The 22439-nt window shown below is 53.6% G+C and carries 21 protein-coding genes and 1 tRNA gene; 17 read left to right on the top strand and 5 right to left on the bottom strand.

From position 1 onward, the window contains the following. Nucleotides 1-6 precede the first annotated feature (6 nt). The 5 genes from CSTAT_RS09755 (at nt 7) to CSTAT_RS13920 (ending at nt 4957) form a co-directional block, all read left to right on the top strand. On the top strand, nt 7-2976 hold the full coding sequence (locus CSTAT_RS09755) for a UPF0182 family protein (RefSeq protein WP_075723293.1): 2970 nt from the start codon (nt 7-9) through the stop codon (nt 2974-2976). A 176-nt stretch (nt 2977-3152) separates the two neighbouring features. Beyond that, nucleotides 3153-3229, top strand: a tRNA-Met gene (locus CSTAT_RS09750). 98 nt (nt 3230-3327) lie between these two features. Continuing rightward, nucleotides 3328-3549, top strand: a complete 222-nt coding sequence (locus CSTAT_RS09745) for a hypothetical protein (RefSeq protein WP_075723291.1) — start codon at nt 3328-3330, stop codon at nt 3547-3549. A 359-nt stretch (nt 3550-3908) separates the two neighbouring features. Then, nucleotides 3909-4346 carry a hypothetical protein gene (locus CSTAT_RS13925; protein ID WP_211273006.1) on the top strand — a complete coding sequence of 146 codons (438 nt, stop codon included), beginning with the start codon at nt 3909-3911 and terminating at the stop codon, nt 4344-4346. After that, nucleotides 4277-4957, top strand: a complete 681-nt coding sequence (locus CSTAT_RS13920; protein WP_336469888.1) for a Rossmann-fold NAD(P)-binding domain-containing protein — start codon at nt 4277-4279, stop codon at nt 4955-4957. Before CSTAT_RS13925 ends, CSTAT_RS13920 begins: the two co-directional genes overlap by 70 nt. Here the strand turns inward: CSTAT_RS13920 and CSTAT_RS09735 are convergent. Beyond that, nucleotides 4947-6614 carry an MDR family MFS transporter gene (locus tag CSTAT_RS09735; RefSeq protein ID WP_075723289.1) on the bottom strand — a complete coding sequence of 556 codons (1668 nt, stop codon included), beginning with the start codon at nt 6612-6614 and terminating at the stop codon, nt 4947-4949. The two genes, CSTAT_RS13920 and CSTAT_RS09735, sit on opposite strands and share 11 nt — an antisense overlap. A gap of 132 nt (nt 6615-6746) precedes the next feature. Here CSTAT_RS09735 and CSTAT_RS09730 point away from each other — a divergent pair, with 132 nt between their 5' ends. The 3 genes from CSTAT_RS09730 to CSTAT_RS09725 all read left to right on the top strand — a co-directional run bounded on the left by CSTAT_RS09730 (nt 6747) and on the right by CSTAT_RS09725 (nt 9117). Then, a complete protein-coding gene (locus CSTAT_RS09730; protein WP_075723288.1) occupies nt 6747-7352 on the top strand; it encodes a TetR/AcrR family transcriptional regulator in 606 nt (201 codons plus the stop codon). A gap of 268 nt (nt 7353-7620) precedes the next feature. After that, nucleotides 7621-7743 carry a hypothetical protein gene (locus CSTAT_RS13915; protein ID WP_272867660.1) on the top strand — a complete coding sequence of 41 codons (123 nt, stop codon included), beginning with the start codon at nt 7621-7623 and terminating at the stop codon, nt 7741-7743. A 9-nt stretch (nt 7744-7752) separates the two neighbouring features. Continuing rightward, on the top strand, nt 7753-9117 hold the full coding sequence (locus CSTAT_RS09725; protein ID WP_272867673.1) for an MFS transporter: 1365 nt from the start codon (nt 7753-7755) through the stop codon (nt 9115-9117). A 104-nt stretch (nt 9118-9221) separates the two neighbouring features. Here the strand turns inward: CSTAT_RS09725 and CSTAT_RS09720 are convergent, their stop codons facing one another. Both CSTAT_RS09720 and CSTAT_RS09715 read right to left on the bottom strand, forming a co-directional pair. Beyond that, complete coding sequence (locus CSTAT_RS09720) at nt 9222-10511, bottom strand: flavin monoamine oxidase family protein (RefSeq protein WP_075723287.1); 1290 nt, start codon at nt 10509-10511, stop codon at nt 9222-9224. Between the two features lie 39 nt (nt 10512-10550). After that, complete coding sequence (locus CSTAT_RS09715; RefSeq protein ID WP_075723285.1) at nt 10551-11339, bottom strand: HpcH/HpaI aldolase family protein; 789 nt, start codon at nt 11337-11339, stop codon at nt 10551-10553. A gap of 446 nt (nt 11340-11785) precedes the next feature. On the opposite strand from CSTAT_RS09715, the gene CSTAT_RS09710 reads away from it, so the two are divergent. The 6 genes from CSTAT_RS09710 (at nt 11786) to CSTAT_RS09690 (ending at nt 18295) form a co-directional block, all read left to right on the top strand. Next, nucleotides 11786-13174 carry an LLM class flavin-dependent oxidoreductase gene (locus CSTAT_RS09710; protein ID WP_075723283.1) on the top strand — a complete coding sequence of 463 codons (1389 nt, stop codon included), beginning with the start codon at nt 11786-11788 and terminating at the stop codon, nt 13172-13174. Between the two features lie 15 nt (nt 13175-13189). Further along, the gene (locus tag CSTAT_RS13665; RefSeq protein ID WP_211273003.1) at nt 13190-13759 is read left to right on the top strand and encodes a flavin reductase family protein; all 570 of its coding nucleotides are present in this window, start codon (nt 13190-13192) and stop codon (nt 13757-13759) included. Beyond that, a complete protein-coding gene (locus tag CSTAT_RS13660) occupies nt 13756-14181 on the top strand; it encodes an ester cyclase (RefSeq protein WP_211273002.1) in 426 nt (141 codons plus the stop codon). The genes CSTAT_RS13665 and CSTAT_RS13660 overlap by 4 nt, the downstream gene beginning before the upstream one ends. A 12-nt stretch (nt 14182-14193) precedes the next feature. Next, complete coding sequence (locus CSTAT_RS09700) at nt 14194-14985, top strand: 2-keto-4-pentenoate hydratase (protein ID WP_075723282.1); 792 nt, start codon at nt 14194-14196, stop codon at nt 14983-14985. A 27-nt stretch (nt 14986-15012) separates the two neighbouring features. Continuing rightward, complete coding sequence (locus CSTAT_RS09695; RefSeq protein WP_075723280.1) at nt 15013-16479, top strand: aldehyde dehydrogenase (NADP(+)); 1467 nt, start codon at nt 15013-15015, stop codon at nt 16477-16479. A 316-nt stretch (nt 16480-16795) separates the two neighbouring features. Next, nucleotides 16796-18295, top strand: a complete 1500-nt coding sequence (locus CSTAT_RS09690) for an MFS transporter (protein ID WP_075723278.1) — start codon at nt 16796-16798, stop codon at nt 18293-18295. Nucleotides 18296-18402: 107 nt separating this feature from the next. Here CSTAT_RS09690 and CSTAT_RS09685 read toward each other — a convergent pair whose 3' ends face one another. Then, a complete protein-coding gene (locus CSTAT_RS09685; RefSeq protein WP_075723896.1) occupies nt 18403-19149 on the bottom strand; it encodes an IclR family transcriptional regulator in 747 nt (248 codons plus the stop codon). Between the two features lie 282 nt (nt 19150-19431). Between CSTAT_RS09685 and CSTAT_RS09680 the strand changes: the two genes are divergently transcribed. The 3 genes from CSTAT_RS09680 (at nt 19432) to CSTAT_RS09670 (ending at nt 22117) form a co-directional block, all read left to right on the top strand. Then, the gene (locus CSTAT_RS09680; RefSeq protein ID WP_075723276.1) at nt 19432-19845 is read left to right on the top strand and encodes a riboflavin kinase; all 414 of its coding nucleotides are present in this window, start codon (nt 19432-19434) and stop codon (nt 19843-19845) included. A 16-nt stretch (nt 19846-19861) separates the two neighbouring features. Beyond that, complete coding sequence (locus tag CSTAT_RS09675) at nt 19862-20617, top strand: SDR family NAD(P)-dependent oxidoreductase (RefSeq protein ID WP_075723274.1); 756 nt, start codon at nt 19862-19864, stop codon at nt 20615-20617. Between the two features lie 72 nt (nt 20618-20689). Continuing rightward, entirely contained in the window at nt 20690-22117 is a 1428-nt protein-coding gene (locus tag CSTAT_RS09670; protein ID WP_075723272.1) for a phytoene desaturase family protein, read from the top strand. On the opposite strand, the gene CSTAT_RS14000 is transcribed toward CSTAT_RS09670, so the two are convergent. Then, the gene (locus CSTAT_RS14000) at nt 22095-22223 is read right to left on the bottom strand and encodes a helix-turn-helix domain-containing protein (protein WP_083640809.1); all 129 of its coding nucleotides are present in this window, start codon (nt 22221-22223) and stop codon (nt 22095-22097) included. The genes CSTAT_RS09670 and CSTAT_RS14000 overlap by 23 nt on opposite strands. Nucleotides 22224-22439 lie beyond the last annotated feature (216 nt).

Below are 22439 nucleotides of genomic sequence, written 5' to 3'. Positions count from 1 at the left end.
GCCCCTATGAAGCGACCGCCCCGCATATTAGCGTGGGTGCTCGGTATCATCGCTGTAATACTTTTCATCGGACCTTTGTTCGTTGGAGTGTATACCGACTGGAAGTGGTTCGGCGCAATTGAGTACCGCGGGGTTTTTAACACCGCCATCATTGCTCGAGTAGTCCTGTTCATTGTTACCGCCATCATCGCAGCCCTAGTCGTATGGTTAGCTGGCTTCTTTGTATGGCGTGGACGCCCCGACATCCTAGATCTGGGCGACTTAAACTCGCCGGTCTACCAATACCGTCAGGCGATTGAAAAGTCAGTCGGAACCTTCCTGAAGGTCCTGCCTCTTCTCATCGGCCTGCTTAGCGGCTTTATGCTGCAGGGCTCTTGGCGCACCATTTTGCTTTTTGTCAACGGCACGGACTTTGGCGAAACTGACCCACAGTTCGGCCTTGACTACGGTTTCTATGCCTTCAAGCTGCCCGTATTCCAGATGATTGTCTCGACGCTGTCGATGTTGACCATCGTCGCGTTGATCATTGCACTCGTTGGCCACTACGTTCTCGGCGGCATCCGCATCGGTAACCAGGCCGCCGGCATCAAGGGCTCTTTGTCTAAGCCTGCACGCGTGCAGCTGGCGGTGACCGCTGGTATCTGGATGCTTCTGAAGGTCATCGATTACTGGCTGGCACGCTATGAATTGCTCTACAACTCCAACGACATGTTCTCGGGTGCTTCGTACACCGATTTGAACGCACAGTTGCCAGCGAAGATCATCTTGATGGTCATCGGCGTCTTCGTCGCCGTTGCATTTTTTGCTGCTACCGTCCTCAAGGATCTGCGCATCCCAGCACTGGCTGTAGTGCTGATGCTGGTCTCCGGCATCGTTATTGGCGGTGCATGGCCAATCTTGATGGAGCGTTTCTCCGTCCAGCCGAACCGTCAGGCAAAAGAAGCAGAGTCTATTTCACGAAATATTGAAGCAACCCGTTTTGCTTACGGGCTTACCGATGACGAAGTAACCTACGTCGAAAACTGGGGCGCCGAAGAAGCTTCCGATGAAGAAGTCGCAGCCGATGAGGCCACGATTTCTAACCTGCGTCTTTTGGACCCAGACATTTTGTCACCAACCTTTACCCAGATGCAGCAGCTGCGTAACTTCTACGGCTTTGCTGACCAGCTGTCCATGGACCGCTACATCGTGGATGGCGAGCTGCGCGACTTCGTTGTTGCAGCGCGTGAGGTTGACCCTAATGCTCTGCGGGAGAACCAGTTGAACTGGATTAACCGCCACACCGTGTACACCCACGGCAATGGCTTCGTCGCCGCACAGGCAAACCGCGTTGACGAAGTAGCACAGGACGCGGGCTCTACCCGTGGTGGTTTCCCAGTCTTTAACGTCTCCGACCTGCAGACCAAGGCCGGCGAAGAAGCTGAAGGCGAAGGTGAGACCCTAGATGCTGAATCCGAGTTGGGTATTAATGTTGAACAGCCGCGTATTTACTACGGTCCGGTAACTGCTTCGGTTGAAGATGGCGCGGACTATGCCATCGTCGGCGATACCGGCAACGGTCCAGTGGAATTCGATACTGATAGCTCTAACTTCACCTATGACGGCAAGGGCGGCGTTGACATTGGCAACATGTTCGACCGCGTTGCCTATGCTCTGCGCTACCAGGAAATGAACCTGCTGCTATCTGATCGTGTTGGCTCTGAATCCAAGATCCTCTACGACCGCGATCCACGTGAGCGCGTCGAGAAGGTCGCACCATGGTTGACCACTGACTCCGAGACTTACCCAGCAGTTGTCGACGGTCGCATCAAGTGGATTGTCGATGGCTACACCACCTTGGATAGCTTCCCGTACTCCCAAAGCGAGAGTCTGACCGAGGCTACTGCGGATGCTTTGAATGCCGAAGGTACTCAGCAGCGTTTGATCTCTGACCGAGTCGGCTACATCCGTAACTCTGTTAAGGCCACGGTCGATGCTTATGACGGCACCGTGGAAATCTACGAATTCGATACCGAAGACCCAGTGCTGAAGGCATGGGAAGGCGTATTCCCAGGCGTGGTCAAGCCAGAGGCAGAAATCTCTGATGAACTGCGCGCGCACTTCCGCTATCCACAGGACATGTTCAAGGTGCAGCGTTCCATCCTGGCGCGCTACCACGTTGATGACCCACGAGTATTCTTTAACAACGACGCTTTCTGGTCTGTCCCAGCAGACCCAACCGGTGCCGACCAAGAAAACTTGGATCAGCCACCGTACTATGTTGTTGCTGCCGATCCTGAGACCGGTGAGCCAACCTTCCAGCTGATTTCTTCCTTCCGTGGCCTGTCCCGTGAGTTCTTGTCTGCTCACATGACTGCTTCCTCGGATCCAGAAAGCTACGGCGACATCACTGTTCGCGTATTGCCAACCAACACCCAAACCCAGGGTCCAAAGCAGGCGCAGGATGCGATGATGTCTTCGGACCAGGTAGCCCGCGATATGACGCTGTGGCGTGGATCGAATGATCTGCACAACGGTAACTTGCTGGCTCTACCAGTCGGTGGCGGCGAGATCTTGTACCTGGAGCCTATTTACTCCCAGCGTAAGGACCAGGCTTCTGCCTTCCCTAAGCTGTTGCGTGTTCTGGTTTCCTACAAGGGCCGCGTTGGTTATGCCCCAACCGTGGATGCTGCGCTTGAGCAGGTCGGTATTAACTCCGATGCTGTCCAAGATATCGACGTTGTCGATGACGGCGGCGATACCAGTACTGATGAACAGCCTGCCGATGAAGCACCAGCTGATGAAGAAGAAACCCCAGCTGCACCGATTCCAGAAAATGCTGATGAAGCATTGAATTCCATCAGTGACGCATTGACTGGTTTGGAAGATGCACGCGATGGCTCCCATGAGGAGTACGGCCGTGCCTTGGATGAATTGGACCGCGCCGTACAGCGCTTCCAGGAGTTGCAAGATTCTGCTGAACAGCCAGCTGAGTAATAGCTAAACTCACCTACAAGCAGTAACTAAGTGCGGGTCGCCCTGATAGAAAAGGGTGGCCCGCACTTTGCTTATCGATGAGTGATTTGGGTATTAGATAACCCGTGTGTATAGTGGGACAAGTCGCCAATGCTTGAACTTTAAGCAAAGCGCAGGTGAACTTTTAGTTCATTCGTCGCGGGGTGGAGCAGCTCGGTAGCTCGCTGGGCTCATAACCCAGAGGTCGTAGGTTCGAATCCTGCCCCCGCTACCAATTTCAAATAGCCGCAGTCAGTAGAAATGCCGACTGGGGCTATTTTTCTTTCTCTTTGCTACCGTGGCTGTGACCGCTTAGGACTGAAAGGACTTTCCGTGACTGCCTCGTTGGATTTGGGAAAGAACCATGCCCGTACATTGGTCGCCGCAGCAATTGTGGTGGGAATGTTTCTTTTGCTGCTGTACCTAGGGCTTAACCGGTACTACATTGCTCAGGAGCTTGAGGCGCTTGTGGAAGGAGCGAATGCTCGCGGAGAAAGCTACTCGGTGGTGGTGCACAACGGTCTAACCGGTAGCTATTCGTTCAACGTAAATTAGCCACAGTCAAGGGATTCGCCGCTAATACCATCGCGCCACTCTGCAAAGCGTGTGCCTACACTGCAGCGAGTATCAAAGGCGAGGGCTTCTTCCGAGATATTGATTGCATTCCCGGGCACGAGCAGCGCATTCGGTAAATTTCACGACAGGGATATAGCAGTCGTTGGCGTTCTGGTGCATCAGTTAGCAATGTCGGGGAGTAAGTATTTACGCACCTTGGAGGATGTTCTTCCACAAAATGAGGAAAGCCGCGATGGAAGTTCCGTGACTGTGCGGATGATTTGGAAATGTGACCTGGCGCATGATTAGTGTATGAGGGAGATGCCCTCGGAATCTATTCGCTACCAGAGAGGGTCGCCATGACAATCGCTACTGCACGTGCAACTTTTTCAGTTCTCGAGCCTGGCAAGGACATTGTGTATCTGAGCAAGCACGATGTTTTGAATCTAGGCATTGACCGCACTGAAATCCTGGACATCACCAAGAATGCGCTTATTGAGCATGGCAATCATCGCTATGAAACGCCGGCGAAAATCGGAGCCCACCCCTACCCAGAAGTCTTTTACCATGCGATGCCGGCTTTCGTGCCAGGCATGAACGCGGTGGGCTGCAAATGGATTGAGTGCTATCCCAACAACACTGAAAAGTTCGGCCTGCCGCAGACCACAGGACTGATGATCATCAATGATGTTGAAACTGGTGTGCCGCTGGCGATTATGGATTCGACGTGGGTGACCGCTATGCGAACCCCGGCGGTCACGGTTTTGTCTGCGGCGGCGCTGCATCCTGGGGGCTGAGACCTTTGGCATGTTTAGCTGCGGTGTGCAGGGCAAAGAGCACATCAAGTACGCAGCGGAGGCCATTGCCAGAGCTGAAGAAAGTCTACGTCTACGACAACAGGGAGGCGGCCGCAGATGCGCTTATCGATGAACTTCAAACCGAAGTTCCGTTTACCCTCATCAAAGGCAAAAGCCCTGAAGAAGTGACGAAAAGCTGTGAGGTGCTCAGCTCCGCCACGATCATCTTGAAGGATCCACTGTCTGTAGTGAAGAAGGAATGGGTCAGTGCCGGGCAAACTATTTTGCCGTGCGATCTGAACACCTTCTGGGATCCTGAAATCGCACGTAGCGCTGGTAAATACATCGTAGATAGCATCGAAGAGCACGAGCTATTTGAGCAGATGGGCTATTTCCCCGCTGGATTAGCACCGATTGCTGGCGAGACCGGCGAGGTTCTGGCCGGCGTTAAACCTGGCAGGGAGCATGCCGATGAGCTCATTCTAAATAGCAATATCGGCATGGCTGTCTGCGATGTGACCGTGGGGCGCGCAATCTATGACCGCGCCTTGGCTACCGAGACCGGTACGTTGCTCAACCTCAAGCCATCGCCCCGAAACGCTAGGAGCTGAGCTTTCCGTCGTCCTCGGAGGTGAGTGCTGCTGAAGTGTATTGAGCTTCAGCACGCTGAGCGTCAGCTCGCTGCTCAGCCTCGAGGCGTTCGGCTTCTTCGCCACCGATGGCTTCGCCGCGGGCGACTAGGCCGGATTCGGTCTCAAGCGGGATTTCTTTGAGGAAGAAAGCAAACAGCAGCGCGAGAACCAAGAAGGGGATGACGTACCAGAACACTGGCGCCAAAGAATCAGCGTAGGCAGCAACAATGCCGTCTTGCACGTCTTCCGGCAGGGTGCTCAGAGTCTTCGGGTCAATGGTTGCGGTGGCGTCTGCTGCTTGGGAGGCGTCGAGGCCGGAGTTGGTGAAGACATCGTTAAGCCGCTCTGCCAACCGTGCAGTGAAGTAAGCGCCAAAGACTGCTGTGCCCAAAGACGCGCCGACCTCGCGGAAGTAGTTATTGGTACTGGTTGCAGTGCCGACGGTGTCAGCAGCAACGGAGTTTTGTGCCACCAGCACGATGATCTGCATGACAAAGCCTAGGCCAGCGCCGAAAAGCGCAAGGTAAGCGCAAATGAGCCAGATCGGGGTCTGCGCCGACAGCGTAGTCATGGCAAACAGTGCCGCGATGGCAAGGATGATGCCGATGATGGGGTAGACCTTGTACTTACCGCTCTTAGCTACCCAAAGACCAGAGACGATAGAGGTCAGCATCAAACCGGCCATCATCGGAATCATCAGTAGGCCGGACTCGGCGGCGGAAGTGCCGGAAGCCATCTGCAAGAAGGTCGGCATAAACCCGAGTGCTGCGAACATGGCAATGCCAAGGGTAAAACCAATAGCCGCGGTGATGATAAATAGCTTGTTGCGGAATAGTGACAGCGGAATGATGGGGTCTTCTGCGTGGGCTTCCACCGCAATAAAGATGGATACAGCGATAAGCAGACCAGCGCCCCACAGCCACGTAGATGCAGCATCCCAGCCGTGATTAGCGCTGCCGCCGAAGTCAGTGAACATGATCAAGCACGCGGTCGCTGCAGACAGGAATACAACGCCGAGCCAGTCAATGCGCTTGGTAACTTTGTGCGTTGGCAGCTGCAGTGCAAAGACGCCGATGAAGAAAGCGATGATGCCGATTGGGATGTTGATATAAAACGCCCATTGCCAGGTCAGGTGGTCTACAAAGTAGCCACCCAGCAGTGGTCCGGCAACTGCGGAAATTCCGAAAACAGCACCCATAGGCCCCATGTACTTGCCGCGCTCACTAGCAGGGACAATGTCTGCAATGATTGCCTGCGACAGAATTATCAGACCGCCGCCGCCAAGGCCCTGCATGGCGCGGAAGATAACAAAGGTCCAAAAATCGCCGGCGAAAGCACAGCCGACCGAGGCCAGGGTAAACAGCGCGATGGCTAACAAAAACAGGTTGCGCCGTCCGAGTACGTCACCGAACTTGCCGTAGATAGGCATCACGATGGTCGTGGCCAGTAGGTATGCGGTGGTAATCCACATCTGGTGTTCCACGCCGCCGAGTTGGCCAACGATGGTGGGCATAGCGGTGGACACAATTGTTTGGTCCAAGCTGGAGAGCATCATGCCAGCTAGCAGTGCAGAGAAGATAATCCAGATACGCCGCTTGGTCAGCAGCAGAGGCGCATCTTTGGTCATTGTTGTCATGGAGTCCTCATCGAAAAACAAGAAGTGAAATTACAGTGACTGAAATTGTAAGCTGTACATACTGTAATTGACGAGTCGGCACAGTAGTCTGAGAAGATAAACGCGGCGTATTGATTGAGATGGAGGCCATAGATGACAACTTCGCGGGCAGCAGCGACCAAAGCGGCGATTGAGAATGTTGCTTTGGATCTCGCGTTGGAACGTGGCTATGACCAGGTCACTGTCGATATGATCTGCGAGCAAGTCGGGGTCACCCAGCGCACCTTCTTTAACCATTTTCCGACGAAAGATGATGCGCTTTTAGGTCATGACCTGCCACAAATCGATGAGCGCGCAGCACGGGAGTTCATTGTTTCGCGAGGGCCGGTGCTTACCGATGCCGTCTCGCTTATCACTATGCCTGCTGACGGCGGAACACATCATCGCATGTCAGACAGGTGGAAGGTTATTGCCGCTACGCCCACACTGCTTTCTAAGCAGATGGAACGCCTTGAAGCTTTGGAAGGTGAGCTCAATGAGATTGTGACCCTGCGGTTGAAAAATCAAGATCCGCAGCGTTCCGAGCAAGAGCTCGCCCATGAAGCCGCGATGACTAATAACATGCTCAACGGGGTATTTCGTTGGATTGGCTCCCGAGTTGAACTCCACGGGCACGCCCCGGAGGAGTTCGCTGAAATTACTGAGCAGGCGCGAAAGGTTCTGCGTAGTGTTCTCGCAAATTCCACTCCCACCGAATAGGAAACTCACGCGGGGTGAGTTTTTGTTTTAATTTTCCTGATTAACTTCTTGGAGAAGTCTTAGGTTTTCATAGCAAGGCCCAAAATTTCTCCCAGTCCTCCTGCCAAATGTTTTAGTCTTTTTCCTTGTCTGTCTTTTCGGTGGTCCCAAACGCACGCCAAGAAGTTTGGGATTGCCCAGGAGATAGTGAGCCGGGTTAGCACTCGTTTATCAAAGCTCGACTTTTGAAAAAGAATTCAAACCCGAACTAAAACAGCAGGAGGACGATATGTCCGACAACAGAATAAACACTGAGCCCAGTAGGAAACTGCGCGAAGATGATGTCATCGTGGCAGACAAGAAGACCCTGATGCAGGCTCAACTTGGCGCCGGAGTGGGGAACTTCATCTAATGGTATGACATCGGTGTCTATGGCTACCTTGCCGTGACGATGACCGCCGTATTTACTGCAGGCATGGACCAATCATTGGGCCTGGTAGTGACCCTTCTTGGCTTTGCGGTCTCCTTTATTGTTCGCCCTTTGGGCGGAATGGTCCTTGGACCCTTGGGGGATAAGATTGGGCGCCGGAAAGTTCTTTTCTTCACCATCGCACTGATGTCCACGGCGACCACCTTGATTGGTGTGCTTCCTACCGCTGAGACAGCTGGTCTGTGGGTTATTCTTCCGCTTTATGCGCTGAAAATGATTCAAGGTTTTTCCACCGGTGGTGAGTACTCTGGGGCGTCTACCTATATTTCAGAATTCTCCCCGGATAACCGCAGGGGATTTATGACTGCGCTTCTAAACTCCGGTTCTCAGCTTGGTTTTGCGGCTGGCGCAGGTATGGTCGCGTTGACTTCTGCGATTACCACCTCTTACTGGGGCGAGGACGCCATGTTGGAAGGCGGCTGGCGCATTCCATTCTTGCTGGCTTTGCCACTGGGCATCTTGGCCGTTGTATTGCGCAGCAAGACTCCGGAGTCACCTTCCTTCGAGGTCTCTGAAGCGGCCAGTGAAGAGGCTGATCCGGCAGAGTTGCATCCAATGTTTGAGCGCCACGGACTAAAAGACCTGTTGCGCCGTTACTGGCCAATGATTCTTATCGGCGTTGCAATCATCGCCGCCGATGGCTCATCTTCCTACATGCTGGCAAGTTACATGCCTACCTTTATCGAGGTAGAAGCCGGCGTGCGTGCAGCAGATACTGCCGTGGCAGCCGTTGTGGTCTTGCTGGTGCAGGCAGTTCTCATTGCCCTTTTCGGCATGCTCAGCGACAAGATTGGGCGCCGCCCAGTCTACTTCATGGCAGCTGGCGGAAATCTCGTGGTACTGTTCCCAGCATTTACCATCGCGCAGCTCGGAACCACCTGGTCCTTGTACGCCGCACTCTTTATGCTATCGATCCCCAGCGCAATGTTCTTGGCCAACACCGGCGCGGTGATGGCGGAGCTATTCCCAACTGCGTCGCGCTATGGCTCTGTCGGCTTTACCCACAACATTGCCATTTCGCTGTTCGGCGGCACCACCCCGCTATTTAGCCAGATGCTGATCAACCGCACTGGCAATGCGTATGCACCTGCGATGTACGTGATGTTCTTTTCCATCATTGCGTTGTTTGCCATCTGGAAGATGCGTGAGTCCTCGCACCGCCCACTTCTTGGTTCCGTTCCAGTTGTTGAAGAGCCTGAAGAAGTAGAAGATCTAGTGGCTAATCAAGATTCTAATCCCGATATTGGTACGGCAACCATGCCGTTGACCCCAGATTCAGAGCGGGTTCGTTCATAGTTAACGCTAAGCGATCTGACACAACGCTCTCCCCGGCACCAAGTCTTCTAAAGGACTTAGAGCCGGGGAGTGCGTTGTTTTGTGGGAGGGGTAGATTCTAGTGGTTAGCCAAGCGACTGGTTTACCTTCCGGGCAGTCTCCAATCCGCTTTCAATAGCGCCATCGAAGAATCCGGCCCACAGATTCGCAATATCACCACTGGCAAAGTGCAGGATGCCTTCATTACGGCGCAGTTCCTCTTGGCTGCGGGAGTATTCACCCGCACGTTGAATAAGCCAAGTTTCGCGGGTGTAGGGATCCCGACCCCAAGGGTGTGCGGCGATTTCTAGGACCTCGAGGTCATCACGCCAGACCTGCAGTGCCTTCGATACTTCTTCGACGTCCTCGAAATCAAAGCGATCAATATCGGCACCGAAGGCGACAAGAACCGCATCTTCTTCGCCAACGAACTCGGTGCGGATGACAGAGAGTGGATGGTGCTGAGTCGAATAGGCGAAAAATGGAGTGATGGGTCCTTTAACCCGAATCCACAATTTAAGACCCTTGGATCCAGTGCCGACCTCACTGGCGCTGCGCTTGATGGGGTGAAGTGCTGGCTGAATATCTAATTCATGCAGGACATTGAGCGGGAGCGTGCTGATGATCCGGCGTCCGGCAAATACCGTGCCGTCAGCGGTGGTGACCTCGCCGCTGTTATCACCGTGTCGAACTGAAACAACAGGAGAACCTAGACGAAACTCTGCGTTGGCATCGCCAGCGATGGCATCGACAAGCGAGTTGTTGCCATTTTTGATCCGCAGCACAGAAGTTGCTGTGTGCATGATGCTCCACTCACCAGCAGTTGCTGCGGTCCACCGAAGTGCTGCCGAATATCCGACCTCGTTGAGCGGGCCATTACAGTGCCCCACCCAGGCGCACTCATTGGCATCACGTTCTTCCTCGCTCAGATCCAGTGAGTCAAAAACTTCTTGCAGCGTGAATTTATCTGCCTCGCGGAACTCCTCGCTGGTTTCAATCCGGTCTGGTCGCGGCATAAGGCGGGCACTGTGCTCAGTAAGTTTCCTCTGTCCAGGATCGATGAACTTCAGAAATCCTGCGAGGTCATCTTTGATAACTTCACCATTTTGCAACCAGTAAGTCTCTTCTGACTTTGGTCCGCGATCTACTTCCAAACCATAGCGGGTTATTTCTGCCCATACGTGTGGCTGCAGCCAGTGCAACCAGTTTCCGCCAAGCTCGAGGTGAACACCTAGGCGATCAGCAGTGTAAACGCGGCCGCCAAGACGCTCATTTGCTTCCAAGACAAGAACGCTTCGTCCGGCTTGGCTTAGTTCGCGTGCAGCGGTGACACCTGCGAGTCCCGCTCCGATGATGATGACGTCATAATCTGACATGGCAAAATTCCTTTCGTAGTATTTGAATTCTGAGGTTCGCTAATGTGCTCGAAGTTCTTCTTCGAGTCTTTCTGCTGTGTGTAATCCGTTGTTGGCCACGGTCTGGAGCTGCCCTCCCATTACTTCGCGCAGCGCACTCATGTCGTGGCAGGTATTAATCAGATTGAATCCTTGCTGAGTGCGGACAACGGCGTCCTCGCCGGTACCTGCATAGATGCCCGCGATTTTTTGACGCGAAATCGCAGCTTCACGGACTTTCGTGAGGGCTTGTTCTAGCTCTGGGCGTAGCGCTTCTTCAAAAGGCATGCGTGCTCCGAGAGCAAGGGAAAGGTCATAGGGGCCGACAAAAGCTCCATCGATTCCAGGTGTATCCAGGATCTCGTTAATGTTTTCGACTCCATGGCGGGTCTCAATCATCGCCAGGACAATCACCGTGTCATCGGTGTCGCCGGGCGCAAGACCAAAGTGGGTACCGTGCCTGACTGGGGAGTATGAGCGCTGCCCACCTGATGTTGCATATCGTGCAGCTTTAGCCAGCTGGGCTGCTTCTTCAGGAGTGTTAATCATTGGCGCGATCACACCGCGCGCACCTGCGTCCAGAACTCGGCCAATCTCACCTGGATCATTGGTGCTCACACGCGCAATAGGAAGCGGGCAGCCACCTGCAGTTAGTGCAATCAGGCTATCGCGTATCTCCGTGTAGCCCAGCAGGCCATGTTGGCCATCGACGACTACAAAGTCGAAGCCCAAACGGGCAATCTGCTCAGCGGCAACAGGGGAGTTCAAGGTAATCCAAGCGCCAAATTTCGGCTTTTCGAGGGCGGTCAAAAGAAAATCCTTTCGCGAATTTGATGTCTTATATGTGGATAAGCAAACAGCCACATAAGTTCAACAAATGAATTCACAGTTCATCTGATGTACGCAAATATTACGTTCTGAAGTCTTGGAAACTGGCCAAATACCCCCATTGCGCCCGTCGGCCTGGACGCCCCCTTGGCTTCCGGCATGTCGGAAATCTTGAGTTTGTGCAGGCAGTTCCTTTGACGGGGTGGGTGAGTGTGAAGGTGAGAGGCGTTTAGGGGGTTTCTTGAACGGTTTATCTTGTGGGAATTTCGGGGGGAGTTTCTAGCAACAGTCGCGCCCCAAAGTGAGCTATCTCTCTGTAAGTGCTTGACATCACGCCATTCTCAACCTATTGTTCTAAATCACTGAATGAACAATAAGTTCAAACAGTGAACGATATCCATCGAGCTCGTGAAGGAGTGACGAAGCATATGAACACGAAGCAGATGAAGGTCTTTGCTTTTGACTTTTCTGGCCCTGCCCACCTGTCGGCAGGTCTGTGGCGACACCCAAATGACCGGGGGAGCGAATACAAGAACATTGAATATTGGGTTGAGTATGCGAAGCTGCTTGAAGAAGCGAACTTTGATGGCATTTTCTTCGCTGACAACATCGGCTACCACGATGTTTACGAAGGCTCAGTGGATGAAGCACTTCGTGATGCCGCCCAGATTCCAACCAACGATCCGGCATACCTCATCCCTGCAATGGCGGCGGCTACCAAGAGCCTGGCCTTTGGCGTAACCACCTCCACTGCCTACGAACAGCCATATACAGTCGCACGTAAATTCAGCACGTTGGACCACCTCACCAACGGGCGCGTTGGCTGGAATGTTGTCAACTCTTATTCCGATAGCGCGGCGCGCAACCATAGTGCTGATAAACAGCGTTCACATGCTGACCGCTACGAACGCGCAGCAGAATTCGTGGATGCTTGCCTCAAGCTTTGGGAAGGCTCATGGGAAGACGATGCCGTAGTCAACGACCCAGTATCTGGTACTTATGTTGAACCGTCCAAGGTCCATGAGATTCACCACGAAGGCAACAGTTTCACCATTCCGGGGATTCACCTTTGCGAGCCTTCCGTGCAACGTACTCCGGTAATTTTCCAAGCAGGTGGCTCGAGCCGAGGCGTGGCCCTTGCTGCCGCAACTGCTGAAGCAGTGTTTATGAACTCGACTACCAAGTCAGGCCTAAAGAAGTGGGTTGATAACCTCCACGCAGAAACTGTTGCAGCGGGCCGACGTGCAGATAGCCTCGCAGTTCTCCAGATGATCACCGTGATCAGTGCTGCAACCGATGAAGAAGCACAGAAGAAGTACGAGGAATACCTCTCTTATGTTTCTTATGAAGGTGCAATGGCCCGATTCAGCGGTTGGACGGGTTTGGACACCAGCACGCTTGAACCAGATGTGCCGTTGAAGGACATGAAGGTTGAAGGTACTCAGACCATGCTGGATGTATTCACCAAGATGGATCCAGAAAAGGAATGGACCCCACGCGATATCGCCGAGTACATCGGTATTGGCGGAACCTCACCAGTAATCGTCGGCGGTCCCAAGACCTGCGCTGATGAACTGGAGTCTTGGATTAATGAGACTGGCGTTGATGGATTCAACGTAACCCACGCTGTTAAGTACCAGGACATGGCTGACTTTGCACAGTTTGTGGCCCCTGAACTGCAGCGACGCGGACTCATGCGCACCGGGTCAGCAGCCGGAACACTTCGCGAAAACCTATTCGGCGAAGGCCACAACCGTTTAGCAGAGGATCACCCAGGTGCAGCCTACCGTGTTTCTTCTGTAAAGAGCCCAGTTTAGAAAGGGAAACCAAACATGAATGCCATTCATATTGCCGAAGACGGCTCCGTAGATCCTATGGACTACCGCAAGCTTTTCGGTTTGCTTCCAACCGGTGTCACAGCAATTACCGGTACCACTCCAGAGGGCCAGCCCGTTGGATTTGTCGTCGGTACTTTCCAGTCCCTCTCACTAGATCCGCCGCTCGTCGCGTTCTCAGTAGACAAGGGATCGAGTACCTGGCCAACAATCCGAACCCTCGACACCTTCACCGCAAACATCCTCTCCACTGAGCAGCTGCCAGTGTGCCGTGCACTTTCTCGCCGTGGGGTCGATAAGTTCCAAGACCTGCAATACGACAAGGGGTCGAATGATAACCCACGTCTTCCTGGCTCCACCGCGTGGCTGGACTGCAAGGTCCTCCACGAGGTCGTAGCAGGAGACCACTACATCATCGTCGCGTCAATCGACGGCATGGAAACTGGCACGAATGAAGCGCTCGTCTTCCGAGGTGGAAAGTTCGGCGAAGTCGACATCTGGGACGAACCAGCTCCCGCACCAAAACCAATTGCAGAAGCACCAATTCCACAGGAGGCAACGGTATGAGCACGATGTTAGAAAAAGTGAGTCAAGCGTGGCTGCGAGCTTGGTGCTCAGGCGAGACTAAAGCATTCGAAGAGATTGTCGCGCCGGGCTACATCCGTCACTCGAAGACCGCTGATGAAAATGTTGAAGATGTCATCAAGCAAATTGAAGCATCTCACGAAGCATTCACAGATTTCGACGTAGAAATTCTGCGCTCGGTTGAAGATGACGAAACCATCGCAATCCACTGGCAAGCCAATGGCATTCACACCGGAAGTTTCATGGGTGTTCCGCCAACCGGTCGAAAAGTAGTGGTCAGCGGGGCCGCATTCATCAAGCACGCGGACGGAAAAATCGTTGAAGAAACCTCGGTCTGGGACCCACGAGACCTACTCAACGCCATGAAGATCGTGCACCTCGGTGCAGCATCGAAAGCCGGATGAGGAGAAAGCTACATGACAATCAACACCAACCAGGTCGCTGACCTCATCGAAGAAGCACACCGCACCAAGACCCCAGTCGAGACCCTGATCGGTACTGGAGACCAGGGCGCTACCAAGCATGATGCACTCCGCGTCGCGCAGGAAGTAGTGCGCCGACGAGTACAAGCAGGAGACCGCCAAGTAGGTTTCAAACTCGGAAACATTGCCAAGGCAATGCAAGACAAGTTCGGCGTCGACGAGCCAGACTACGGTCCGTTGCTAGCTAGCCAGTTCTACTCCGAGAACCTAGCAATCTCCGAATCCGAATTCATTGAGCCATTCGTTGAGCTTGAGCCAGCATTCGTGCTGAAAAAGGACCTCGGCGGCCCGAATGTCACTCCGTTGGAGGTGATGTCAGCTACCGATTACGTACTTCCCGCCATCGAAATCATCGATTCTCGCGTGAAGGACTGGAACATTGGTTTGTTAGACACCATTGCTGATGGTGGCTCTGTCGGAGGCGTGATCACCTCAGCCCAACCACGACAGCTCAGCGAACTCAACCTTTCCAACCTCGCCGGAGAAATCCGCTACGACGGGAAAGTAGTTGCATCGGGAAATACCTCTGCCATTTACGGCAACCCAGTATCCGCACTTGCTTGGCTGGTGCGCCGCATCTCTGATTACGGCATCACCTTGAAGGCAGGCGACTTCGTTCTGCCTGGCAGCTGCCTTGCTGCCGAGAAGTTGGTGCCAGGTGTTCAAGTCTCCGGCGTCTTTGAAGGCTGGGGAGAAATCAACTTCGAATACACAGCATCCAAGTAGTAGAACCTCCAAATCCGGAAGAAAGAGATGTCATTGACTACCACGATTGAAAATACCGACACCGCGCAGCTGGAAAAGATTCTGGCGTCAGCCGCAGCAGCTGCTGATATCCTTCGCGGACAGGACCGCGCCACCCGCGCTAAGTATCTGAACGCAGTAGCTGATGGCCTTGATGCAGCCGGCGATACCTTGGTTCCGATTGCTCAGCAAGAGACCAATCTTCCTGAAGGTCGTCTGCGTGGGGAACTGAAGCGCACGACCTTTCAGCTCCGACTGTTCGCAGAAGTAATTCAAGATGGTGCGTATCTGGATGCACGCATTGACCACGCCGATGCTGATTGGCCAATGGGTGCGCCGCGTCCTGACCTTCGCCGCACGCACATCCCGCTTGGCCCAGTAGCGGTTTTTGCGGCAAGTAATTTCCCTTTCGCATTTTCGGTTGCCGGCGGCGACACTGCCTCGGCGCTGGCTGGCGGAAATCCAGTGATTGTTAAAGCACACAGCGGACACCTTGAGTTGTCTCGAGAAACCGCTCGCGTTGTAACCGAATCCCTGGCCGCAGCGGGCGCACCAGAAGGAACCTTTGGAATTGTCTACGGAACCGCAAGTGGTAGCGCACTAGTTTCAGACTCCCGTGTGCAGGCAGTAGGTTTCACAGGCTCTATCCCAGGCGGTCGAGCACTGTTCAATATTGCTTCGCAGCGTCCAGATCCAATCCCCTTCTACGGCGAATTAGGCAGTAACAACCCTGTGTTTGTCACGCAAGCAGCTGATAAGGCACGTGGGGCCGAGATCGCGCAAGAGTTCGTTGGCTCTTTCACGATGGGATCAGGCCAGTTCTGTACCAAGCCAGGTACGATTTTCGTTCCCGAGGGCTCCGAATTCCTCGCAGCACTTGAAAACGTGGAGCTTCCAGACGTAGGGGCATTGCTCAATGAGCGAATTCGTGAAGGCTACATCGACTCCATCAAGGATCTACAGGCCGCCAATGGCGTCGAAAAGCTCCTTGCGGGTGCCGAGCCATACGGAGAAATCCCTTCCCCGATTCTGAGTCTGACTACCGCTGAGCACATCCTCAAAAATCCGGAAAGCTTGCTCGAAGAATGCTTTGGTCCCGCCGCGTTAGTAGTTGAATATGACGGTGAAGAAAGCCTTGTTGAACTGGCGAAGGTATTTGAAGGCCAATTGACGGCATCGCTCCAAGCAGAAGAGGGCGATGAGCTCGCAGCGCTTATCGATGTCCTTGCCACCAAGGCCGGTCGCGTGCTGTGGAACCAGTGGCCAACTGGTGTTTCAGTAACCTACGCACAGCAGCACGGTGGACCTTACCCAGCTTCCACCAACAGCGGGTCAACTTCCGTAGGAACTGCTGCTATCGCCCGATTCCAGCGACCAGTTGCCTTCCAAGGATTCCCGCAGCAATTCCTGCCAGATGAGCTTCGCGACGAACCTGGCGCTCCAGTATCACAGCGTCTTGTGAACGGACGCGCCTAGCTTTCGCGAAAGTCACGCAGTTCACTCGCTACTTTCGGTGCCATCGCACCGAAAGTCAGCACTCGGCCCCGGTATGAGTGGCCTAGGGCGATGTAACCAACTTCCTTCACAACACCCCGTACGCAGGATGACTCATGCTCCGGTTGGTTTTGTCTCATCCGGTGAACGCAAACGCAGGCGTTCAACCCATTCAGAAATGGGCTGGCGCTTGGGTTTGTGTTCGCCGGAGATAGCGGCAACCGGAATAGGAACTCGTTTATCAAAACTCCATTTTTGACAAGTATTTCTACCCACATCAAAACCTCAGGAGGACGACATGTCCGATAATCGAATAAATACCGTACCAAATAGGGCGTTGCGCAAAGATGATGTCATCGTTGCTGACAAGAAAGCTCTCCGGCAGGCTCAAATCGGTGCCGGCGTAGGTAACTTCGTTGAGTGGTACGACATCGGCGTCTACGGTTACCTAGCGGTGACCATGACTGCCGTATTTACTGCAGGTATGGACCAGTCGATGGGTCTTGTTGTCACACTTTTGGGCTTCGCTGTTTCCTTCATTGTCCGTCCGCTGGGTGGCATGGTTCTTGGACCATTGGGAGACAAGATCGGACGACGTAAGGTCCTGTTCTTCACCATTGCGCTGATGGCCGGTGCAACGACTCTCATCGGTTTACTACCTACCTCAGAAACCGCTGGCCTGTGGGTAATCGTTCCGCTTTACCTTTTGAAAATGCTGCAAGGCTTCTCCACCGGTGGTGAGTATTCCGGTGCATCAACTTATATTGCAGAGTTCTCGCCTGATAATCGTCGTGGATTTATGACGGCCCTGCTCAACTCCGGCTCGCAGCTCGGTTTCGCAGCTGGTGCCGGTATGGTCGCACTGACTTCGGCCATCACCACCTCGTACTGGGGCGAAGACGCCATGATTGAAGGCGGCTGGCGCATTCCATTCCTGATGGCGCTCCCACTAGGTATCTTGGCTGTGGCTCTTCGTAGCAAGACTCCTGAATCACCTGCATTCGAACTTGCAGAAGAGATGGGCGAGAAGGCAGCGAAGGCTGATTTGCACCCTATGTTTGAACGCCACGGGCTCAAGCAGATTCTGCGTCGTTACTGGCCGATGATTCTCATCGGTGTAGCGCTTATCGCGGCTGATGGTTCTTCGTCCTACATGTTGACTAGTTACTTGCCTACATACATTGAGATTGAAACGGGAGTTCACGCATCGCATACTGCGGTTGCGGCCGTAATTGTCCTGGTAATTCAGGCAATCTTGATTCCTTTCTTCGGAATCCTCAGTGACAAGATTGGGCGCCGCCCAGTCTACTTCCTGGCAGCTGGCGGAAACATTGTGTTGCTCTTCCCAGCGTTTGCTGTCGCACAGATGGGCACGGTCTGGTCGCTATATGCAGTGCTGTTTATGCTTTCGATTCCAAGTGCATTGTTCCTCGCCAATACCGGTGCTGTAATGGCTGAGCTTTTCCCAACTGCCTCACGCTATGGTTGCGTTGGATTCACACACAATATTGCAATTTCAATGTTCGGTGGAACAACCCCACTGTTTAGCCAGATGTTGCTGAACAAGACCGGTAATGCCTACGCACCTGCGATGTACGTGATGTTCTTCTCAGTCATTGCACTGGTAGCTATCTGGAAGATGCGCGAATCTGCGCACCGTCCGCTTCTAGGATCCGTACCGATTGTCGAATGTGATGCAGATGTGGAGCATATCGTTGAAAACCAGGATTCTGATCCGAATATCGAAACCTGCACGATGCCTCTAGAACCTATCAAGACTGAGGTGCCTGCTAAATAATCAAACCAAGATCAAGTTCACTTCAGCTTGGTTTGGGAATCCTGAAATATAAAGTGGAGCCTGATTTTCATCAGGCTCCACTTTGTGTTGCGCAGTTCCGCGGCGTTTTAGGCTTCGATAATGGTGCTGAGAAGGCGTTGGGCAGCTTCGCGAATCTGCCCAACGAAACGAGTGATATCCGTGGACTTCATTCGTTGGTCTAGCCCTGATGTGGCCAATACACCGATTAAATTGTTCGAGCGGTCACGAACCGGAACCGCGAGGGCAAAAAGACCCTCTTCGAGTTCGTTGTCCATAACTGCATAATCGTTGGAACGAACATCAGCCAGTTCCTCGAGAAGCTTACTGGGGCTTGTAATCGTATTGGGAAGGAATTGCTCGAGCTCGTCCGGAAGCAGGGTGAGCACTTGGTCATCGGTGAGATCTGCGAGTAGGAGTTTGCCCATAGCAGTAGCATGCAAAGGCATGTCTCGGTCGACGTAGCCCATTGCGGTTGAGAGCATGTAGGACCCTTGAGCCTCCGCGAGCAGACGAAGCTGGGCTGGACCTTCCACGACGGAATATGACGTCGCTTCACCTAGCTCTGATGAAAGTCCTTCGATAAAAACTTGAATCTGTGAACGAAGACCGCGGTAGGGATCAGCGGCGCGCCCCAAGCGTGCAATTTCGTAGCCAAGCGAGAAACGCTTGTCGTTTCTAATCGCCATGCCTTTGTATGCCAGGGTCTGAAGGAGGCGGAAGACCGTTGGGCGTGGAAGGCCAGTAATGGTAGCTAATTCCGCAGCAGTAATCCCTGAAGGGTGATTACCCAGCTCGCTCAGGAGCGTCATCGCTCTAACGACAGAGCGATTCATCAAATCAGGGGTTGCGTCTTCACCTTCGACGTCTCCTCCTTGACCTTTAGGTTTTTCTTTGCTGGAAATCTTGATCACCTCAGGTTAATTGCGTCTACTGCGTCAAGCATAGGTGATGTGATCACTTCCAGTGTCCAAGATTGGGTGGTGGCGACCGGTTTTCTCATTGTGAATTTGTATGAACGCAAGCGCTATCTATTGACAAAGTGTCAGTAGTCACGTTTAATAAGGGTCATCAGGTAAACGCCGTGTTCAGTTAATGAACGGAAAAGGATGTGAAGAATGTATACTCTGACCGGTTTTGTAGAGCACGGTGATGCCCGCGCGCGAGAGCTCGGATTTCCAACTGCGAATATCGCCCTGGAAGGCGAGGACACGCTAGACGGTGTCTGGGTCGCATATGTGCGCTGCCCTGATGGAAACATCCATCTCTCGTGCGTATCTATTGGACGCCGCCAAACCTTTTATGGAGAGGTTGGCCGGCTCTTGTTGGAAGCGCACCTCATGAATTTTGCAGGCGACCTGTATGGGCAACTACTGGAAGTTGAGCTTGTACACTTCCTGCGCCCCCAAATGACCTTTGATTCCGCTGAGTCCCTCACAAGCCAGATTCATAAGGATATTGAGGACACGGTGGCATGGAAGGCAGAGTACGGACACTATTTACCGCCAACGGCTTCCGTTGCAAAGATTTAACGACAACAAGAATTACATGCAGTTATTGGAAAAAGTTGCGGTCATAACTGGTGGTGGCCGCGGTATTGGTCGCGGCATCGTAAATCGATTCTTGGAAGAAGGTGCCAGCGTTGCCATTGTGCAGCGCAGTCCGATAGATGAAGATCTCTCGGCGAATACAAAAGTAAAGCACTTGTCGGCTGACCTACGGGATGCGGACTCTCTGCAAAAGGTGATCGACGATGCCGTGGGATACTTCGGACGGATCGATATCTTGGTCAACAATGCCGGAATTATGTTTGAGAGCTCGGTTTCAGAGATCACTTCTGAAAAGTGGGATCTGATGATGGATGTAAACCTCAAAGCTCCGCTCTTTCTCACGCAGGCAGCGCTTCCTTATCTTCGGAAGTCGGGTGGTGGCAGCATCGTCAATATCGGGTCAATTGAAGGTATCGGCGCGAATCCCGAGCATGCGGCGTATTCCGCATCCAAAGGTGGTATCCACGGCATGACCAAAGCTCTAGCCGTGGACTTGGGAGCGGACAATATTCGGTGCAATGCCATCGCGCCGGGCTGGATAGCCACAGACCTGAGCGAGAACTACCTCGACGGAATGCAGGATCCGGCTGCTGCGCGGGCAAGCCTTAACAACTTGCACCCGGTTGGGCACGTCGGGGCAGCGACAGACATCGGGGATGTCGCGGTATTTCTTGCGAGCGATAGCTCCAGGTTCGTCAGCGGTGAAGTCTTAGTGGTTGATGGTGGACGCACTGCGAAGTTATCTGCGCCCTAGCCCTAGTAGACCTTAGCAACGGAAAATCAAGACACAATTGCCAAAGGCGACTAAGGCCGTAGTCTAGGTCCTATGAGTGGTAATCCTCGTGCAGTTGTCGTCGGCGCAGGCCCTAACGGGCTTACCGCCGCGGCCCGGCTGCTGAAAGCTGGATGGGATGTTGATATCTATGAAGCAGCATCCACTCCCGGCGGTGCAGCGCGTTCGTCAACGCAGCTTTTCGCCGGCGCAACCGTCGACTTAGGCGCCGCTGGCCATCCTTTCGGTGTGGCAAGTCCCGCTTTCCGCGAATTGAAGCTTGAAGAACACGGGTTAACGTGGATGAACGCACCTATTGAGATGGCGCATCCACTCGATAAGGCCGAAACAGCAATCTTGTGGAATTCTTTAGAAGAAACCGCCGCCGGACTAGGCGTAGATAATAAGGCGTGGACTCGGTTGCACGGGCAGGTGGTAGGGGGCATCGATAAGCATCTTGCGAACCTTTTACAACCGGTGCTGCAAATGCCACCGCACCCATCGCACCTTGTGCGCTTTGGTCTCCCGGCGCTGGCGCCGGCTTCTTTATTGGGGAAGGCATTGTTTAAAACGGAGCAGGCAAAGGCCTTGCTCGCCAGCAGTGCTGTGCACGCGGTTACCTCTCCTGACCGGCCTTTCACGGCCGCTTTTGGCATTTTATTTGGCGCCCTCGGCATGAGCCGCGGTTGGCCTTTTGCCGAAGGCGGTACTCAGGCCATCGTAAATGCTTTGGTTTCTGTCATTCGTGCCAACGGTGGACAGATTCATACCGGCATCAATGTGCGTGACTTGGGCGAGTTTGGACCTGCCGATGCCATTATCTTAAATCTCACCCCACGGCAGGTTCTTGCGCTAAAAGGAACTAACCTACCGGCGAAGCGGGTTAAGCAATTCCACAAGTGGAAGTACGGTCCCGCAGCATACAAGGTTGACTTCCTGCTCAATGCGCCCGTGCCGTGGAAAGACTCGCGCGTGGGACAAGCTGCAACCGTGCACATCGGTGGCCGCGTAGAAGAAATCAGCTATGCCGAACGCGAAGTAGCCGCCGGACGAATGCCGAAGCAACCATTTGTGATGGTCTGCCAGCAATTTGTTGCTGACCCCTCGCGCGGGAAAACCTTGTGGACCTATGCGCATGTGCCACATGGATATGTCGAGAGCTATCCGGGAGAGATCCGCGAACTCATCACCTGTCAGATTGAGCGTTTCGCGCCGGGCTTTCGCGACACAATTGTGGAGGCAGTGGCTAGGTCCCCGCGCGATTTGGAACAGTGGAATCCCAACTTGATTGGCGGGGATATCGCCGGTGGTTCCATGGCTGGGAGGCAAGCACTCATGCGCCCGAATATTTCCTTGCACCCTTATACGCTGCGACCTGGACTATTCATGGCCTCTGGTGCAACTCCACCCGGTGCCGGGGTACATGGCATGCCCGGCTGGTGGGCTGCCAGAGAAGTGATCAAATCCGTACGCCAGCGCTGACATGCTCTTTGAAATAGGCACTCGGGGAGAGACCCGTGCGCTTTTTGAAGACGCGGCCGAAAGCGCTAGCCGTGGAATAGCCAACGTGCAGAGCGATGGCATGCATGGGAGACCATCGATGATGAGCTGCTTGGCCTTAGTCGTGTGCTCCTGCATGCGCCGTTCCTGGAAAGTCTCACCAGTTTCTGTCACAGATGCGCGCTCGATAGTCTTTGGTGAGGCATGGACTAGCCCTGCAATCTCGCGTGCAGATCGGGTAGGTGGTCTCTAAAGCTCACAAGTATTGTTGGCTAGGTTTGTTAAAACATGCTGTTTGGGTTCG

Origin of the sequence: Corynebacterium stationis (assembly GCF_001941345.1) — a bacterium.
GTDB lineage: Bacteria > Actinomycetota > Actinomycetes > Mycobacteriales > Mycobacteriaceae > Corynebacterium > Corynebacterium stationis.
Note: the sequence above shows the minus strand (reverse complement) of the source record. Positions and strands in the feature narration are given on the sequence as shown.